The sequence below is a fragment of the Allobosea sp. genome (assembly GCF_030695125.1).
In the GTDB taxonomy this organism is placed as follows: domain Bacteria; phylum Pseudomonadota; class Alphaproteobacteria; order Rhizobiales; family Beijerinckiaceae; genus Allobosea.
This window is the reverse complement of record NZ_JAUYTP010000018.1, coordinates 26431-42910: the sequence shown is the minus strand read 5'-3', so window position 1 is coordinate 42910 and position 16480 is coordinate 26431. Positions and strand designations below refer to the sequence as shown.

The 16480-nt window shown below is 67.9% G+C and carries 17 protein-coding genes; 8 read left to right on the top strand and 9 right to left on the bottom strand.

The annotated features are described in order from the left end of the window. Window positions 1-25: 25 nt before the first annotated feature. The 7 genes from Q8S38_RS05480 to Q8S38_RS05450 form a co-directional block, all read right to left on the bottom strand. Window positions 26-442 (bottom strand): PIN domain-containing protein, encoded by a 417-nt coding sequence (locus Q8S38_RS05480; protein ID WP_305679422.1) that lies wholly within the window; start codon window positions 440-442, stop codon window positions 26-28. Then, complete coding sequence (locus tag Q8S38_RS05475; protein ID WP_305679421.1) at window positions 439-669, bottom strand: AbrB/MazE/SpoVT family DNA-binding domain-containing protein; 231 nt, start codon at window positions 667-669, stop codon at window positions 439-441. Before Q8S38_RS05475 ends, Q8S38_RS05480 begins: the two co-directional genes overlap by 4 nt. An 87-nt stretch (window positions 670-756) precedes the next feature. Then, on the bottom strand, window positions 757-1458 hold the full coding sequence (locus Q8S38_RS05470; RefSeq protein WP_305679420.1) for an ABC transporter ATP-binding protein: 702 nt from the start codon (window positions 1456-1458) through the stop codon (window positions 757-759). Between the two features lie 2 nt (window positions 1459-1460). Further along, complete coding sequence (locus Q8S38_RS05465; RefSeq protein WP_305679419.1) at window positions 1461-2210, bottom strand: ABC transporter ATP-binding protein; 750 nt, start codon at window positions 2208-2210, stop codon at window positions 1461-1463. After that, on the bottom strand, window positions 2207-3160 hold the full coding sequence (locus tag Q8S38_RS05460) for a branched-chain amino acid ABC transporter permease (protein ID WP_305679418.1): 954 nt from the start codon (window positions 3158-3160) through the stop codon (window positions 2207-2209). Before Q8S38_RS05460 ends, Q8S38_RS05465 begins: the two co-directional genes overlap by 4 nt. Then, complete coding sequence (locus tag Q8S38_RS05455; RefSeq protein WP_305679417.1) at window positions 3160-4065, bottom strand: branched-chain amino acid ABC transporter permease; 906 nt, start codon at window positions 4063-4065, stop codon at window positions 3160-3162. Before Q8S38_RS05455 ends, Q8S38_RS05460 begins: the two co-directional genes overlap by 1 nt. 153 nt (window positions 4066-4218) lie before the next feature. Beyond that, a complete protein-coding gene (locus tag Q8S38_RS05450) occupies window positions 4219-5523 on the bottom strand; it encodes an ABC transporter substrate-binding protein (protein ID WP_305679416.1) in 1305 nt (434 codons plus the stop codon). 249 nt (window positions 5524-5772) lie between these two features. On the opposite strand from Q8S38_RS05450, the gene Q8S38_RS05445 reads away from it, so the two are divergent. The 3 genes from Q8S38_RS05445 (at window position 5773) to Q8S38_RS05435 (ending at window position 9088) form a co-directional block, all read left to right on the top strand. Further along, window positions 5773-6966, top strand: a complete 1194-nt coding sequence (locus Q8S38_RS05445; RefSeq protein ID WP_305679415.1) for a CaiB/BaiF CoA transferase family protein — start codon at window positions 5773-5775, stop codon at window positions 6964-6966. 110 nt (window positions 6967-7076) lie between these two features. Next, window positions 7077-8234: an acyl-CoA dehydrogenase family protein gene (locus tag Q8S38_RS05440; RefSeq protein WP_305679414.1), complete on the top strand. Its 1158-nt coding sequence runs from the start codon at window positions 7077-7079 to the stop codon at window positions 8232-8234. A 14-nt stretch (window positions 8235-8248) separates the two neighbouring features. After that, a complete protein-coding gene (locus Q8S38_RS05435) occupies window positions 8249-9088 on the top strand; it encodes an HTD2 family dehydratase (protein ID WP_305679413.1) in 840 nt (279 codons plus the stop codon). A 17-nt stretch (window positions 9089-9105) separates the two neighbouring features. Here the strand turns inward: Q8S38_RS05435 and Q8S38_RS05430 are convergent, their stop codons facing one another. Next, a complete protein-coding gene (locus Q8S38_RS05430) occupies window positions 9106-10068 on the bottom strand; it encodes a LysR family transcriptional regulator (RefSeq protein ID WP_305679412.1) in 963 nt (320 codons plus the stop codon). 252 nt (window positions 10069-10320) lie between these two features. Here Q8S38_RS05430 and Q8S38_RS05425 point away from each other — a divergent pair, with 252 nt between their 5' ends. Continuing rightward, a complete protein-coding gene (locus Q8S38_RS05425) occupies window positions 10321-11322 on the top strand; it encodes an MBL fold metallo-hydrolase (RefSeq protein WP_305679411.1) in 1002 nt (333 codons plus the stop codon). A 6-nt stretch (window positions 11323-11328) separates the two neighbouring features. On the opposite strand, the gene Q8S38_RS05420 is transcribed toward Q8S38_RS05425, so the two are convergent. After that, a complete protein-coding gene (locus tag Q8S38_RS05420) occupies window positions 11329-12021 on the bottom strand; it encodes a GntR family transcriptional regulator (protein WP_305679524.1) in 693 nt (230 codons plus the stop codon). A gap of 220 nt (window positions 12022-12241) precedes the next feature. Here Q8S38_RS05420 and Q8S38_RS05415 point away from each other — a divergent pair, with 220 nt between their 5' ends. Genes Q8S38_RS05415 through Q8S38_RS05400 form a run of 4 tightly spaced genes read left to right on the top strand, consistent with a single transcriptional unit; the run spans window position 12242 to window position 16405 of the window. Next, window positions 12242-13774, top strand: coding sequence for an ABC transporter substrate-binding protein (locus tag Q8S38_RS05415; protein ID WP_305679410.1), 1533 nt, complete (start codon window positions 12242-12244; stop codon window positions 13772-13774). After that, entirely contained in the window at window positions 13771-14727 is a 957-nt protein-coding gene (locus Q8S38_RS05410; protein WP_371125835.1) for an ABC transporter permease, read from the top strand. Before Q8S38_RS05415 ends, Q8S38_RS05410 begins: the two co-directional genes overlap by 4 nt. Further along, the gene (locus tag Q8S38_RS05405) at window positions 14724-15545 is read left to right on the top strand and encodes an ABC transporter permease (protein ID WP_305679409.1); all 822 of its coding nucleotides are present in this window, start codon (window positions 14724-14726) and stop codon (window positions 15543-15545) included. The genes Q8S38_RS05410 and Q8S38_RS05405 overlap by 4 nt, the downstream gene beginning before the upstream one ends. Before the next feature lie 32 nt (window positions 15546-15577). Further along, entirely contained in the window at window positions 15578-16405 is an 828-nt protein-coding gene (locus Q8S38_RS05400) for a creatininase family protein (protein ID WP_305679408.1), read from the top strand. Window positions 16406-16480: the final 75 nt, after the last annotated feature.

Sequence of the window (16480 nt, the reverse complement as noted above, 5' to 3'; positions counted from 1 at the left end):
CCCGCTCAGGGCAGGCTGATGCGGTTCATCTCGATCCCGCGAGAAATGGGTTTCGGACGGTGAGGCGTTCCTCCACGACCAGCCCGTCCTGCAGATCCTCCGACCAGAAGGTCGTGCAGCGGAGGTGCAGAGCCGCCGCGATCATCATCGCGTCATAGACCGAGAGCCGGTGGCGCTCGGCGAGTTTGATGCCGACGAGATGCGTTTCCAAATCAAGGGGGGCGACCGCAGAGAGCAACGCTCGGATCGCGTCCAGAGCCTCCTGCACTTCCCGCCACTCCATCGCGAGCTTGCGCCGCGCGACATTGGCGAATTCGTTGAGCGCCTGCACGCTGCTGGCACAGCCCTTCGCCAGCAGGGCTTCGGCACGGGCCGAGCGAGGATCATCGGAAAAGGCGTAGATCAGCACATTCGTATCCAGGAATTCGTGCGGTGCCGTCACCGCGCATTGGCCTCGTCGCGGTCGAAACGCCAGCCGGGCGGCAGGGGCCTGCGCAGCGCGCGGACACGTTCGAGCGCCCGTTCGCGGCTACGGTCGAGCCCCACGTCGAAGGCACGCTCGCCGGCGACGCGGATCTCGATGTCGTCGCCTTCCTTGAGGCCGAGTGCCTCGACCACGGATGCAGGCAGACGCACGGCCAGACTGTTACCCCAACGCGCGACCTGCATGACGCAATCTCCTGATATACTCCCTAAGATGTATATCCTTGGCGGCTCATTGTCCAATGCCAGCCGAGGGCAGAGCCCATCCTGCGCCTAATGCAGCCCCGCCGCTTCGAGCGAACTCGCCGCCAGGCCGCCGGCCACCTCCGTGACCTCGCCGCGCTCGATCGCATAGGCGCGTTCGGCGAAGCTGCGCAGCAGACTGGGGTTGGATTCGGTGATGAGCAACGCGATCTCGGGATGGCTGTCGCGCAGAGCGCGCAGGGCGGTCGCATAGCGCTGCGCCAGCACCGGCGCGAGGCCCTGGAACGGCTCGTCCAGCAGGATGACGCGCTGCCCCACCATCAGCGCCCGGGCCAGCGCCGCCATCTTGCCCTGGCCTCCCGAAAGCCCCGCCGCCGCGCGGTGGCGCAGATCGGCCAGTTCCGGCAGCACCTGGTAGATGCCCTCCAGCCGCCTGGCGATCTCGGCGCCCGGCACCTTCATGACTTCGGCCGGCAGGCGGATGTTCTCCTCGATCGAGAAGCTCGAGAACAGCCGGCGGTCCTCCGGCGCATAACCGATGCCGAGCCGCGGCCGCTCATGCGGCGGCATCGTCAGGATTGGCCGGCTGTCGAAGGCGATGGTGCCCTCCGTCACGGTCATGAAGCCCATGATCGCGCGCAGCAGGCTGGTCTTGCCCGCGCCGTTGCGGCCGATCAGCGCCACCGTCGCGCCCTCGGCCAGCGCAAAATCGACCTTGCGCAGCACCTGCACGCCTTCGATGACGGCAGACAGTCCCCTGATCTCCAGCATGGCTAGACTCCCACCCCGATCACGGTTTCGCGCACCTCGGGATGATTGAGGATCTCGTCGGGCGTGCCCTCCAGCGCGATGCGGCCGCCCGACCAGACGGCGACGCGGCTGGCGTAGCGCGCAACCACGTCCATGTCGTGCTCGACGAAGATCGCGGTCGTGGCGCGGGCATCGAGTGCGCGCGTCAGCGTGTCCATCACCTGGAACTTCTCGGAGCTGGAGACGCCCGAGGTCGGCTCGTCCATGAAGATCAGCTTTGGGTCCAGCGCCAGCGCCACAGCGATGTCGATGAGCTTGCGCATGCCCTCCGGCAGCTCCCGCACGAGCCGTTCCGCAGTGTCGCGCAGGCCGACACTGTCGAGCAGCGCGACCATCTCCTCGCGCTTGGGGTGGCGGTCGAGCCGCAGGAAGGGCGACCAGGTGCCCTCGCGCGCGCTCAGCGCCAGCAGCAGGTTCTCCATCACCGTGTTGTCGGTGAAGAGCTGCGGAATCTGGAAGGAGCGGCCGATGCCGCGCCGCGTGATCGTGCGCGGCGACAGCCCCGTCACGTCCTGCCCCGCGAAGATCACACGTCCCGATTGCGGTTTCAGATAGCCGGTGCAGAGGTTGATGAAGGTGGTCTTGCCGGCGCCGTTGGGGCCGATGATGGCGATGCGCTCATTGGCGCGCACGCTCAGGCTCGCGCCATTGGCGGCCAGCACGCCGCCGAAACTCAGGTTCAGGTCGCGCGCCTCGAGAATGAACTCGCTCATGGCGCGGTCTCCTTCTGCGCAGCGGCGCGCTTGCGACCCGCGATCAGCCCGTAGAGCCCGCTCGGCGCGAAGAAGATGATCACCAGCAGCATCACGCCCAGCACGGCATGCCAAGTCTCGGGCGCGTGGACGGCCGCATAGCCGCGGATGATCTGGAACATCAGCGCGCCCAGGAACGGCCCCGCCACGCCGCCGACGCCGCCGAGGATCGCGATGAAGACGAACTCGCCAGAGCGCACCCAATAGGCCAGCTCCGGCGTGACATGGCCCGAGACCAGCGCGATGATCGCTCCGCCCAAGCCCGCCAGCAGCCCCGACAGCAGATAGGCGCCGTAGAGCACCTTGCGGCTGGAGACGCCGAGATATTCCAGCCGCGTCTCGTTGGACTTGATCGCCTCCAGCGCTTTGCCGCCGGGCGAGACGAGATAGCGTGCGACGCCGAGCGCCGCGACCACCGCCAGCGCCAGGGTGATGTAGAACATCCAGAACTCGAAGGTCTCGCGCTCCAGCGTCATCCCCGCCAGCGTCGGCCGCGGCACGCGCTTGCCGTCGGCCCCACCGGTGATCGAGAACAGCTTCTCCAGAAGCGAGAAGAACACCATCGAGATGGCGAGGTTGAGCATGCCGAAGAAGATCGCCCGGTAGCGCACCATGAAGAGCCCGACCAGCGCGGCGACCAGACCCGACGCCGCGGTGGCGATCGGCACCAGCAGCAGCACCTCGTGTCCGAAGCTCGCGGCCGCCATGAAGGCGACGACATAGGCCGAGAAGGCGAAGAACAGCCCATGGCCGAAGGAGACTTGGCCCGCCCGCAGCAACACGAGGATGCCGAGCGCCGCCAGCCCCTCGCAAAGCGCCACGGTGAGAATGACCGTCGCCCAGGGCGAGATCACGGGAAAGACGATGAGCGCGATCAGCAGCGCCGCGCCGATGAGATACTGGCGCGCCATCAGACTTTCCTCGTCTGCAGCGTGGTGAACAGCCCTTCCGGCTTGATCAGCAGCACCGCGACCATGATCAGATAGGGGATCAGCACGTCGAATTCCGGCGCGAAATAAACCGCCGCCGAGCGCCCCAGCCCGATCATCAGGGCTGCGACCGCCGCACCCTCGATCCGCCCGAGCCCGGCCGTGGCCGCCACCGCGAAGGACAGCACGATCATCCCCGAGCCGATGCCCGGCGTCAGCGAGGTCGTGGCCGAGGACAGAGCCCCGCCCAGCGCCGCCAGCGAGGCCCCGATCATGAAGGTGAAGAGATAGATGCGCGTCGCATTGATGCCCATCGCCATCGCCGCCTCGCGGTCCTGGGTCACCGCGACGATCGCGCGCCCGAAGGCGGTCCGGCGCAGGAACAGCCGCAGGCCCACCAGAACGGCCAGCGCCACCAGCGGGATCAGGATGAGCTGGTAATTGGTGTAGTAGATGCCGAAGACCTCGATCGTGCCGAGCCAGTTCATCGGCGCATTGGCGAAAAGCGGCTGCGTGCCGAAGACGACCTTCTGCGCGTCCTCGAGGATCATGAACACCGCGAAGGTGACGAGGAGCTGCAGCACCTCCTCCTTGCCGTAGATTCGCCGCAGCAGCAGCGCCTCGACCAACCCGCCGACGACGACGCCGACGAGAACGGCGGAGATCAGAAAGAGCGGGAAGGCGAGCCAGGTCGGCAGACCCATCCCGGCCGCCGCCAGCACGGCGCTCGCCGCGACATAGGCGCCGATCGCGTAGAACGAGCCATGGGCGACATTGAGCACGCCGAGCACGCCGAAGATCAGCGACAGCCCGACCGCCACCAGGAACAGCAGCGAGCCATAGGCGAGGCCGTCGAGCGCGGCGAGGAAGAGCATTTCAGGAGGCATTGAGAACCGTTCTTCAGTCCGAACATCCTCACGCCGTCATCCCGGGCGACCGAAGGGAGACCCGGGATCCATGCCGGAACAGTTCAGGCATGGATCCCGGATCATCGCGGCTTCGCCGCTCGTCCGGGATGACGACGTGGATAAGGGAACGCGTTACTTCGAATATTCGAAGGTCTCGATCGACTTGTCGTTGACCAGATCCGGCTTGATCTTGGCGAACCATTCCAGCGACTTCTCGCCGACCGGGGTGGTCACCAGCTTGCCGGGATAGAGCGCCATCTTGTCGTAGACGGCGAAGGGGTATTCCGGCACGCGCTTGGTGGTGCCGAGCAACTGGTCCTCGAGGCCCTGATGGTCCGAACGGATGGTGATCGTCCCGGTCAGCGACTTGAACTCCAGCCCCTCGAAGGCAGCGATCACCTGCTCCTTGGTAGGCCACTTGCCGCCATTGGCGGCGCTGGCCTTCTCATAGGCCTTGGTGAGGCCGGTGACGGCCTGGTTCATGTGGAAGGTCGGATAGATCGGATAGACGTTGGTCTTCTCGCGGTACTTCTTCACGAAATTCTGCATCTCGGCCGAGTTCTTGTGCTTGGGATGCAGGAAGTAATGGTCGCCGCGGCCGCCGACGATGACGCCTTCGGGCATCACGGCGCCGAGGCGCTCCATCGAGCTTTCGGCGAGCGGCAGCACGAAAGTCGACTGCTTCAGGAGGCCGCGCGCCGCGGCCTGCTGGACGAAGGTGTCGAGATCGCCGCCCCAGGAGGTCGAGAGCACGACATCGGGCCGCAGCGCCGAGAGGCGCGTGATCTCGGTCGAGAAATCGGGCGCGCCGAATTTCGGGAACAGCTCGGCGACGATCCTGACATCCGGCTTCAGAGCCTTCAGCCCGGCCTGGAACAGCGCCCAGGACTCACGGCCCCAGGCATAGTCCTGGTTGACCACCGCGATCGTCTTGAAGTCCGGCTTGACCTTCATCAGGTAGAGCAGCGTCGCCATCATCTCGGCGCCGGCATGGCCCTGGGTGCGGACCGAATACTTCCACTTGCCCTCCTCGAAGATGGTCTGCGTGCCGCAGTCCCACATCACGTTGACGACCTTGAGGTCCTCGGCGACGGGGGCGAGCGCGTTGCAGGAGCCCGACGAGATCGCGCCGAACATCACCTGCGCGCCCTGGTCCTGGACGACGCGGCGATACTCCGAGATCAGCTGGTTGGTGCCCGCGCCCTCGTCGACATAGACAGGCTTCACCGGCACGCCGAGGATGCCGCCCTTGGCGTTCAGCTCCTCGATGAACAGATCGGCGGCATTGCGGCCCGGCACGCCGAAGACCGAAGCGGGTCCGGACAGGAAGGTCGCGATCCCCACGACGAGTTCCTTCGGCTTGTCCTGCGCCTGCGCCGGCAGCGCTATCAGCGCTCCCAGGGCGAATGCGGCTACGGCTGATCTCTTGGTGCCCATCGTGACCTCTCCCTGAATGGTTTCTGGAGCGCGCTCTTGGGTGGCACGCTGCCTGGAGCGCAGAGGGGTGCATGGGCGGTCGGGCGGGGCAAGTAGGATAAAACGATGAGGGCCATAGCGATAATCTATGGAGATCGCGGCGCAGCGAGCATTTCGCTATGCCCCTCATCGCAAAACCCTATTTGACTCCGCCTGGTTTCGACCGCCCGTCTGGCGCCATTGCGACGGGTAAGGCGGATCGCCGGGACGATGAAGAACGCCCTCGAGGGAATTCTGGTGGTGGCGCTGGAGCAGGCGGTAGCCGTGCCGACCGCGACCTGCAAGCTCGCCGATGCCGGCGCGCGCGTCATCAAGCTCGAACGCGCGGAAGGGGACTTCGCACGCGGCTATGACGACTATGCGAAGGGCCTGTCCTCCTATTTCGTCTGGCTCAACCGCGGCAAGGAATCCTGCCGCGTCGATCTCAAGCAGGCCGATGACCGCGCCATGGTCGAGACGATGCTCGCTCAGGCCGATGTCTTCATCCAGAACCTCGCACCGGGTGCCACCGGCCGGCTCGGCCTCGGCGCGACCGAGTTGCGCGCGCGCTATCCCCGGCTGATCACCTGCGACGTCTCGGGCTATGCGCCGGGCACACCGCACCACACCCGCAAGGCCTATGACCTGCTGGTCCAGGCCGAGTCCGGCCTCGCTGCCATCACCGGCACGCAGGCCTCGGGGCCGTCGCGCATCGGCGTCTCGATCGCCGACATCGCCACCGGCCAGGCCGCCTATGCCGCGATCCTGGAGGCGCTGCTGCGGCGTGCGAAAACCGGCCAGGGCTCCGCGATCCAGCTCTCGCTGTTCGACACGCTCGGCGACCTGATGAACGTGCCCTATCTGACGCGGCGCTATGGCGGCATCGAGCCGCCGCGGCTGGGGCTCGCCCACCCCTCGATCGCCCCCTATGGCGTCTTCTCGACCGCCGACGGCGATGTGCTGATCTCGATCCAGAGCGAGCGCGAATGGCAGATCCTGGCCCGCGAGGTCCTGGGCAGCGCGGCGCTCGCCGAGGACGCCCGCTTCGCCACCAATGTCCTGCGGGTGCGGCAGCGCGAGACGGTGGATCGCGAGGTTCAGGCCCTGCTCGCCACGCGGCCCTTCGCCGAGGTCACCGCCGCGCTCGATCGCTACGCCATCGCCTATGGCACCGTCTCCAGCGTCGGCGATCTGATCACCCACCCTGCCGCGACCGCCCTAGCGACGCCGACGCCGTCCGGCCCCGTCGAGGTCCTCGCCCCGCCCGCCATCGTCGACGGGCAGCGCGTCACGATGCGCCCCGTGCCGGCGCTCGGCCAGCATGACGAGGCGTTACGGGCCGAGTTTGGCCCATCGCCTGCCTCACGAACCTCACCGTCATTCCGGACAAGCGGCGAAGCCGCGCAGATCCGGGATCCATCGTAGAGCGAGCCCTCTGGGCCGTATCCGCCCTACGATGGATCCCGGAGCTCCGCTTCGCTGCGTCCGGGATGACGTAGAGGTTGATCGAACCCGACAGCAGAACAAGCGACGCCATGCAGCACCCATCCGACCATGCCGAGATCCGCGACGCCGTCGCCCGCCTCTGCGCCGGCTTCCCTGGCGAGTACTGGCGCAAGCTTGACCGCGAGATGGCCTATCCGACCGAGTTCGTTGCGGCGCTCACCGAAAGCGGCTTCCTCTCGGCGCTGATCCCCGAGGCCTATGGCGGCGCCGGCCTGACGCTGTCGGCGGCATCAGTCATCATGGAGGAGATCCAGCGCCAGGGCTGCAATGGCGGCGCCTGCCATGCCCAGATGTATGTGATGGGCACGGTGCTGCGCCACGGCTCGGAGGCGCAGAAGCAGGCCTGGCTGCCGCGCGTCGCCTCGGGCGAACTGCGCCTGCAGGCCTTCGGCGTCACCGAGCCGACCAGCGGCACCGACACCACCGCGCTGCGCACCACCGCGAAACGCGAGGGCGACCATTACATCGTCAACGGCCAGAAAATCTGGACCAGCCGCGCCGCCCAGTCGGACCTGATGCTGCTGCTGGCCCGGACCACCCCGCGCGACCAGGTCGCCAAGCGCACCGACGGGCTCTCGGTCTTCCTGCTCGACATGCGTGAGGCGCTCAAAAGCGGGCTCACCATCCGGCCGATCCGGACGATGATGAACCATGCCACCACCGAGGTCTTCTTCGACAATGTCCGCATCCCCGCTGACAACCTCGTCGGCGAGGAGGGCAAGGGCTTCCGCTACATCCTCTCGGGGATGAACGCCGAGCGCATCCTGATCGCCGCCGAATGCGTCGGCGACGCCAAATGGTTCATCGAGAAGGCCTCGGCCTACGCCAAGGAGCGGCAGGTCTTCGGCCGGCCGATCGGCCAGAACCAGGGCATCCAGTTCCCGATTGCAAAGGCCTACGCCAATATGCGCGCCGCCGAGCTGATGGTGCGGGAGGCGGTGCGGCTTTATGAGGCCGGCGAGAATGCAGGCGCGGAGGCGAACATGGCCAAGATGCTGGCGGCGGACGCCTCCTTCGAAGCAGCCAATGCCTGCATCCAGACCCATGGCGGCTTCGGCTTCGCCGAAGAATACGATATCGAGCGCAAGTTCAGGGAGACGCGGCTCTACCAGGTGGCGCCGATCTCGACCAATCTGATCCTGTCCTATCTCGCGGAGCATGTGCTGGGCATGCCGCGGTCGTACTGAAAGCGTTCGTACCGATGGACATCGACCATCTCCGCAGCTGGATCGGCCGCACGGAGGAAGCCTCGGACCTCGTTACGCCACGCCTGATCGAGAGCTATGCGGCCACCTTCGCGCCCCATCTCGCGCCCGGCCCGCAGGGCGCAGCGGCCTTAGCGCTGCACTGGTGTCTCGCACCACCAATCGCGCCGATGAGCGCGCTCGGACCCGATGGTCATCCGGCGAAGGGCGATTTCCTGCCGCCGGTGCCGCTGCCGCGCCGGATGTGGGCGGGCGGGCGCCTCGAGGCGCTGGCGCCGCTGCGCGAGGGCGATGTCGTCACGCGCCGCTCGACCATCGGCGAGGTCACGGCCAAGGAGGGCCGCACCGGCGCGCTCTGCTTCGTCGCCGTCCATCACGAGGTCTCGACCCCGCGCGGTCTCGCCCTGCGCGAGCGCCACGACATCGTCTACCGCGAGGCCTCGAGCCTGCCGGCCGCAGCGCCCGCCGCCAACGCCGCGCCGGAGCCGGCCGATCTCATCTGGGAGGTCGAGGCCAGCCCGACCCTGCTCTTCCGCTACTCGGCCCTGACCTTCAACGGCCACCGCATCCATTACGACCAGCCCTACGCGACGGCCGAGGAAGGCTATGCCGGGCTCGTCGTCCATGGCCCGATCCAGGCGACGCTGATGCTCAACATCGCGGCCACGCTGGCGGGGACAACGACGCTCGCGCTCGACTACCGCGGCCTGAGCCCGCTGATCGCCGGCGGGCATTTTCTCGTCAAAGCCCGGCGCAACGCCGACGGCAGCCTCCGGACCTGGACGGAAGGCGCCGATGGGCGCCTGCGGATGGAAGGAACGGCGCGTCCGTTGTAACCGGCGCGCCGCCAGCCTCACCCGTACAGCGTCGGCGGCCCGCCATCCTGGCCCAGCGTCGCCGTCCAGGTCTCGTCAGTGACGAGTCCGCGCAGGATCTCCCAGGACAATTGCCCGATGGCGCGCGCCGCCGCCGGCATCGGCCGCTCGGTCGAATAGGCGAGGTAGACCTTGCGGTAGAGCGTCGGTCGCTCCAGCGGCCAGGTCCGGAACAGCCCGGCCTTCTCCTGCGCCGCCACCGCCATCCGCGGCAGGATGCTGTAGCCGAAGCCCTGCTCCACCAGCCGCTTGATCTGGCTGTAGGATTCGATCTCGATCGCCGGCTGGATGGTTGTCCCCGCCGAGGCCGCCGCCTCGTCGATCTGGTCGCGCAGGCCATGGCCGATGCCGGGCAGGATCAGGTCGAGCGACGCGGCGTCGGCCATGGCCACGGCCTGCCCGGGCGCAGCCGGCGCTCCCGCCGTCCCCGCCGCCGAGAACAGGCAGAGTTCCTCGGTCAGGACATGGTGGATGCCGAGCCCCTTGGGGTCGGAGGTCGAGTAGATCATCGCGAGATCGACCTCGCCGCGGCGCAGCCAGTCGAGCACGAAGCCGCTCATCGCCTCGGCGATGCGGATGCGGATGGCCGGATAGCGCTCGCGCGCCGCCTGGATCAGCGGCACGCTGAACTGCTCGCTCACCGTGCCCGGCAGGCCGATGCGGACCTCGCCGCCCGGCAGTTCGGCCTCGCCGCGCACCGCCTCGCGCAGCGCCCCGAACTCGGCCAGGATGATGTGGGCGCGGGCCAGCAGGCGCTCGCCGGCTTCCGTCGGCAGCACACCGCGCGTGCCGCGATGCAGCAGCGCGACGCCGAGCTCATCCTCCATATGCCGCAGATGCTGGCTCAGCGCGGGCTGCGCCACGCGCAGCTTGGTGGCGGCCTTCGAGAAGGAACCCTGCTCGACGATGGCCGCGAAATACCGGAGCTGCCGTAGATCCATGCCCGATTTGGTCTCCTTGAGGCCTGCGGCGAGCCGCATGCCTGCATAACGGCGCTGGGCGCCCGTGACCAGCGACGCCCAACCCTCCCGCCAGCTTTGCGTTATGGCCGCTAGAGCGAACCGGTATTGGTCCGCCCGCCGACGCAGGTGCATCGTCCTCCCCGGAGCCGAGGCGAGGCCGAATGCCCCCTCGTGCAAACCCAAGAGCACAGGCCGCAAAGCCGGCCCCCACTGCCATCAGGAGGACATGCCATGTCGAACGACCCATTCCGTCTGCCGTCAGCGAGCCGCCGCGGCTTCCTGGGCGCAGCCGCCGCGCTCGCCGCCACCGGTGGAAGCGTCCCGCTGATCGGGCCGGCGGCCGCCAAGGCGCCGCTGTCGAAGACGCAACCGGCTTATTTCTACCGCTTCATGCTCGGCACGGCGGAGGTCACCGTCGTCTCCGACGGGCCGCTGCCGCTCGGCGACCCCGGCACGAGCTTCCTCGGCGTGCCCAAGGACACCGTCTACGGCATGCTCGAGAGCAGCTTCCTGCCCAAGGACAACGTCGTCCTCGAGCAGAACATCCCGATCGTGAATTTCGGCGACCGGCTCGTCATGTTCGATACCGGCATGGGCTTCTCCAAAGCCTTTGGCCCCACCACGGGCCGGCTGTTGAAAAGCATGGAAGAGGCCGGCATCAAGCCTGGCGACATCGACGACATCGTCTGCAGCCACGCCCATATCGACCATATCGGCGGCATCTGCACGGCCGATGGCAAGCCGCTCTTTCCGAATGCCCGGATCCATATCAGCCAGATCGATTTCGATTTCTGGACCGACGAGAGCAAGCTCGGCTCGCCGCTCAAGGCCTTCATCGAGCATGCCCGCGCCAACCTGATGCCGGTGCGAGACCGCATCGTCTTCTTCAAGGACCAGCAGGAATTCCTGCCCGGCGTGCAGGCGATCGCGGCACCCGGCCACACCGCCGGCCACCACATCTTCAAGGTCGCCTCGGCCGGCAAATCCTTCGTCTTCCTCGGCGACCTGACGCACCACGCCGTGCTGCTGACCGAGAACCCGCGCCTCGAATTCGCCTATGACAGCGATCCCAAGCAGGCGGTTCAGTCGCGCGTCCGGCTGTTGACGATGCTGGCGCAGGAGAAAACGCCGGTGATGTCCTATCACTTCGCCTGGCCGGGCTTTGGCAACCTCGCCAAGGCGGGCGAAGGCTTCCGCTATTACCCGGCGCCGATGCAGTTGATCCCGGTCTGAACGCGATCAAGCGCCCGCATCGCTCGCGCCTGGCGGCCCATAGCCCGGCAGGCGCGACACCACCCCGGTCACGGGCCGCAGATGCTCGTCGAGGACGGCGCGCGCGCGCCCCTCGTCGAAGGCCCGCAGCGCCGCGATAAAGTCGCGGTGCTCGACGCGGATGCGCTCGATCCGACCCGGATCCACCGCCAGCGCCCGCATGGCGACGCGCTGCTGGCGCGCCCCCAGCGACTGGTAAAGTTCCGACAGCACCTCGTTGCCCAGCGCCTGCACCATGCCGAAATGGAATTCGCGGTTGAGCTCGACGCGGGCGAAATGGTCGCTGCCGGCGATCGCGTCGAGACGGTCGAGAATCGCCTCCATCGTCTCGGGCAGCACGATCTTCTCCCGGCAGATGCGGGCGACGGCATAGCCCTCGATCATGCGGCGGGTCTCGTAGAGATCGGCCAGTTCCTGTGCCGTGACCTGCCGCACCAGCGCCCCGCGGCGCGGCAGCAGGTCGATGAAGCGCTCCGCCTCGAGCCGGTGAAACGCCTCGCGGACCGGCGTCCGCGACACGCCCATGACAGACGAGATCGCCTCCTCCTCGACGAAGGAGCCTCCGGCATAGACGCCGCGCAGGATCTGCTCGCGGATATGGGCATAGACCCGCTCGCGAGCCGGCCGGCTTTCCGCATCCTGCGCCTGGGGCGGCGTCATTACGTTCACGGTCGAGCGTCCTCATCCGGCATGTCGATGCGGCAACTCTAGGCGCTTCGGTGCCAGACATCAAAAATCCGCCATGTATACACGACGCATGGCCGCCATGCGCTGCCGGACTGGCGTCGCAGCCCCGATGGCGCTCTTCTTGCCAGACGAGGGACGCCGGACAGATGCGACAACGCGCACGGCGACGACGACCACAGCGAGGAGAAAGCCGATGACGATCTCACGCCGCACAATGCTGGCCGCCGGCTTGGCCGCGCCCTTCGCGAGCCTGCCGCTGCTCTCCCGCCCGGCCAGTGCGCAACGCGCCGCCGGCATCCTGCGCTACGGCCTGTCGGCCTTTCCGCCCAATCTCCAGCCCTGGGTCTCGACCGGCGCCTCGGCCGGCACGGTCAAGATGCTGATCCACCGCAGCCTCGTCTCCTATGGCGCCAATGGCGAGCTGCGCGGCGAACTGGCGACCTCCTGGTCGCTCGACGGCGACGGCGCCTGGGTCTTCAAGCTGCGGCCCGGCTGCGTCTTCCACAATGGCGATCCGGTCACCGCCGAGGACGTGAAGTGGTCGATCGAGCAGATCGCCGGCGAGAAATCGACCGCCTATATGCGAAGCCAGTTTCAGAGCGTGGAGCGCATCGAGATCCCCGATCCCGGCACGGTCCGTCTCATCACCAAGACGCCGCAGGCGACGCTGCCGAGCTGGTTCGGCAACTACAACACCTTCATCCTCTCGCGGAAATCCACGCCGGCCGAGTGGATCGGCGCCGGCCCCTTCCGGCTGCTCGGACAGGAGCGGGGCTCCTCGGTCGAGATCGCGGCCTTCGACAAATTCTACAAGCCCGGCATCCCGAAGCTGAAGGGCATCAAGTTCGTCGTCTATGCCGACGAGAACCTGCGCTTCGCCGCCCTCCAGTCGGGCGATGTCGACATGATCGAATACGTCCCCTGGCAGTCGATGGCGGCGGTCGAGGCCGATCCGCGCCTCAAGCTAGACACCCAGCAGGGGCCGTTCATGGACGTGCTGTTCAACGGCTCCAAGCCGCCCTTCAACGATCCGCGCGTGCGCCGCGCCGTCGCCCACGCCGTGCGGCGGGAGGACATCGTCAAGGTCGCCTTCTTCGGCCGCGGCAAGCCGCTCGAGGGCCTGCCGATCGCCGAGGGCACGCCCTGGTGGGACAAGGACCTCGCCCATGGCTGGAACTACGACCCCGCCCGCGCCAAGGCGCTGCTGACGGAAGCGGGCTTCGGCAACGGCTTCCAGACGACCCTGCTCGCCACCGCCCAGTTCGGCATGCACAAGGACACCGCCGAGATCGTCCAGCAGCACCTCGCCGCGGTCGGCATCCAGTGCGAACTGCAGTTGCCCGACTGGTCGACCCGCGTCGCCCGCGGCTCGAAGGGCCAGTACGACATGGCGATCCACGGCGTCTCCTCGGACAACAACGATCCCGACGGACTGACGGTCGTTCTCGACACCTCGCTCTCGCCGAGCCATGGCCGCTCCTTCCGCGTCGACGCGCCGCGCACCATCGCCGCCCTCGCGAAGGGCCGCGCCGAGTTCGACCAGGCCAAGCGCGTCGAGATCTACAAGGAGATGCAGCGGGCCGCGCTGGAGGAGGTGCCGCTCGTCGGCCTCGCCTGGCGCAGCCAAGGCTACGGCATGGACAAGAGCGTGATGGGCTTCACCAACCTGCCCGGCGCCCTCTCCAACTCCTCCGGCAACATGCTCGAAGAGACTTATTTCGGATGAGCATGACCTGGCTGGCGCGCAAGCTGACCGTCGTCGCAGGGCTAGCCTGGCTCGTCGCGACGATCGTCTTCCTGGCGCTGCACATGGTGCCCGGCGACCCCGCCGAGCTCCTGCTCTCGACCGGCGGCGTCTCGCCGGACCCGGCCTCCGTCGCCGAGCTGCGCGAGAAGCTAGGGCTCGAGCGGCCGCTCTTCGTGCAATACGCCGCCTTCATCAGTGGGCTGCTGCGCGGCGATCTCGGCACCTCGCTCATCGACGACTACCCGGTGATCAGCGAGATCGCGCTGCGGCTGCCGCGCACGCTCGAACTGATCGCCGCTGGGAGCGTCATCGCGATTCTGGTCGGCGTTCCGGCGGGCGTCTTCGCCGCGCTCGATCGTGGTGGCGCCTTCGACCGCGCCGCCTCGGGCGTCACCGCGCTGCTGCTCGCCGTGCCGGTCTTCGTGCTGGGCACGCTGCTCGTGCTGCTCTTCGCGCAGACGCTGCGGATCATGCCGGCCGGCGGATTCGTGCCCTTCGCGCAGGACCCCGTGCAGCATCTGAAGCTGCTGATCCTCCCCGCCATCGCCATCGCCAAGGGGCTGGCGGCGGTGCTGTTCCGGATGACGCGCGCTGCGATGCTGGACGCGCTCGCCAACGACTATGTCCGCACCGCCCGCGCCAAGGGCCTCTCGCCCACCCGCGTCATCGTCGTCCACGTCCTGCGCAACGCGCTGAACCCGGTCGTCACCGTGCTCGGCCTGCAGATGGGCACGCTGCTCGGCGGCACGGTGCTGGTAGAATACGTGTTCAACTGGCCGGGCATGTCGACGCCGCTGCTGCGCGCCGTCGAGGGCCGCGACTACCCCATGGTGGTCGGCATCGTGCTGACGATTTCGGTGCTGTTCCTGCTGCTCAACCTCGTGGTCGAGCTCGTCCACGCTTGGCTCGACCCGCGGGTGGCCCATTCATGAGCGGCAACCGTCATTTAAAGCGCCTCTGGCTGCCCGGCGGCTTTGTCGCCCTGATCGCGCTGGCGGCGCTCTGCGCGCCGCTCTTCCCCCTGCCCGACCCGATCCGCCAGGACGTCGCCAACCGGCTCGCCGGCCCCATGGCGGGCTCCTGGCTGGGCCGCGACGAGTTCGGGCGGGACGTGCTGGCGCGCCTGCTCTGGGGCGCGCGCACCAGCCTGGGCGTGGCCTTCGTCTCCGCCCTGACGGCCGGCGCCATTGGCGTGCTGCTCGGGCTGATCGGCGGCTGGGGCAAGGGCGCCGCGGCCTTTCTCTCGGTGCGCAGCATGGACATCGTGCTCTGCTTCCCGCCGATCCTTCTGGCTCTTTTGGTGGTGACCCTGCTCGGCCCCGGCGCCGCGACGCTGATCCTCGTGCTCTCGGTGCTCTATCTGCCGGGCTTCGCGCGCGTCACCCATGCCGAGGTTCTCTCAGTGAAAGGCCGCGACTATGTCGAGGCGACGCGCGCGCTTGGCGCACGGCCCGCCTATCTCCTGCTGCGGACCGTGCTGCCCAACATCGCCGGGCCGATCCTGGTCCAGCTCTCGCTCGCGGTCGCCGCCGCCGTCGTGCTGGAGAGCGGGCTCTCCTTCCTTGGTCTCGGCGTCGTCCCGCCCGCCCCTTCCTGGGGGCTGATGATCCGCGGCGCGCGCGCCACCATGGAGCAGGCGCCGCTGCTGCTGGTCTGGCCCTGCGCCGCGCTGACGCTCACCATCCTCGCCATGAACCTGCTCTGCGACGGCCTGCGCGACGCGCTCGACCCGCGCACCGCCAGCCGTTGACCCACAACCGAAACCTGCAAGGACACAGTCCCATGGCTGCCAAAACCGATCCCCTCGTCCATATGGGCACCATCACCGGGGGCGAGGCCCGCGAGATCCTGAAAGACAACCCCATCATCCTGCTGCCGATGGGCAGCCATGAGGACCAGGGCCCGCATGCCCCGATGGGTGACTACCTTCTCGCCGAGAAGATCGCCGAACTGGCCGCCATCCGCGCCAGCAAGGCCGGCACGCGCACGCTGGTGGCGCCGGTCCTGCCTTTCGGCGGCGCCGACTGGTTCGGCTCGATGACCGGCGGCATTGCGATTTCGCAGGCGACGCTGACCACCGTCATCGCCGAGATGGTGGATTCGCTGCATCGCAATGGCCTGACCCGGATCATCGTGATCAACGGCCATGGCGGCAATGTCGGGCCGATCTCGGAGGTCGCCCGCGAACTCTATCTGCGCGAGCAGATCGTCCTGCCGAGCCTCTATCTCTGGCGTATCGGCTACGGCCTGCTGCCGGGCATCCTCGGCGGAGCCGACAAGGCCGCTGCCGTCGCCGGCCACGGCGCCGACCCGCTGACCTCGATCGGCCTGCATCTCTTCCCCGAGCTGATCCGCAAGGACCTGATCCCCGACGCCAAGCCGCTGAAGCGCGACCCCATCCTCGACCTGCCCTTTACGGGCCTCGGCCTTGCGAGCTTCGAGGGCCATGAGGTCGCGATGCCCAACGAATATGACGAGACCTACAATCTCGGCGTCGCCAAGGGCGATCCGCGCCTCTGCTCGGCCGAGACCGGCGCCGCGCTGACCGAGAAGCTGACCGACATCTGCGCCCGCTTCATCGCGCATTTCGCCAGCAAGGTCGAAGCCTGATCCTGACGCCGCCGCGGCATGCCGCGGCGGCCCTCCCCAGCCTCGTCGGAACGGGAGATGCTGTCACGGCCCGTC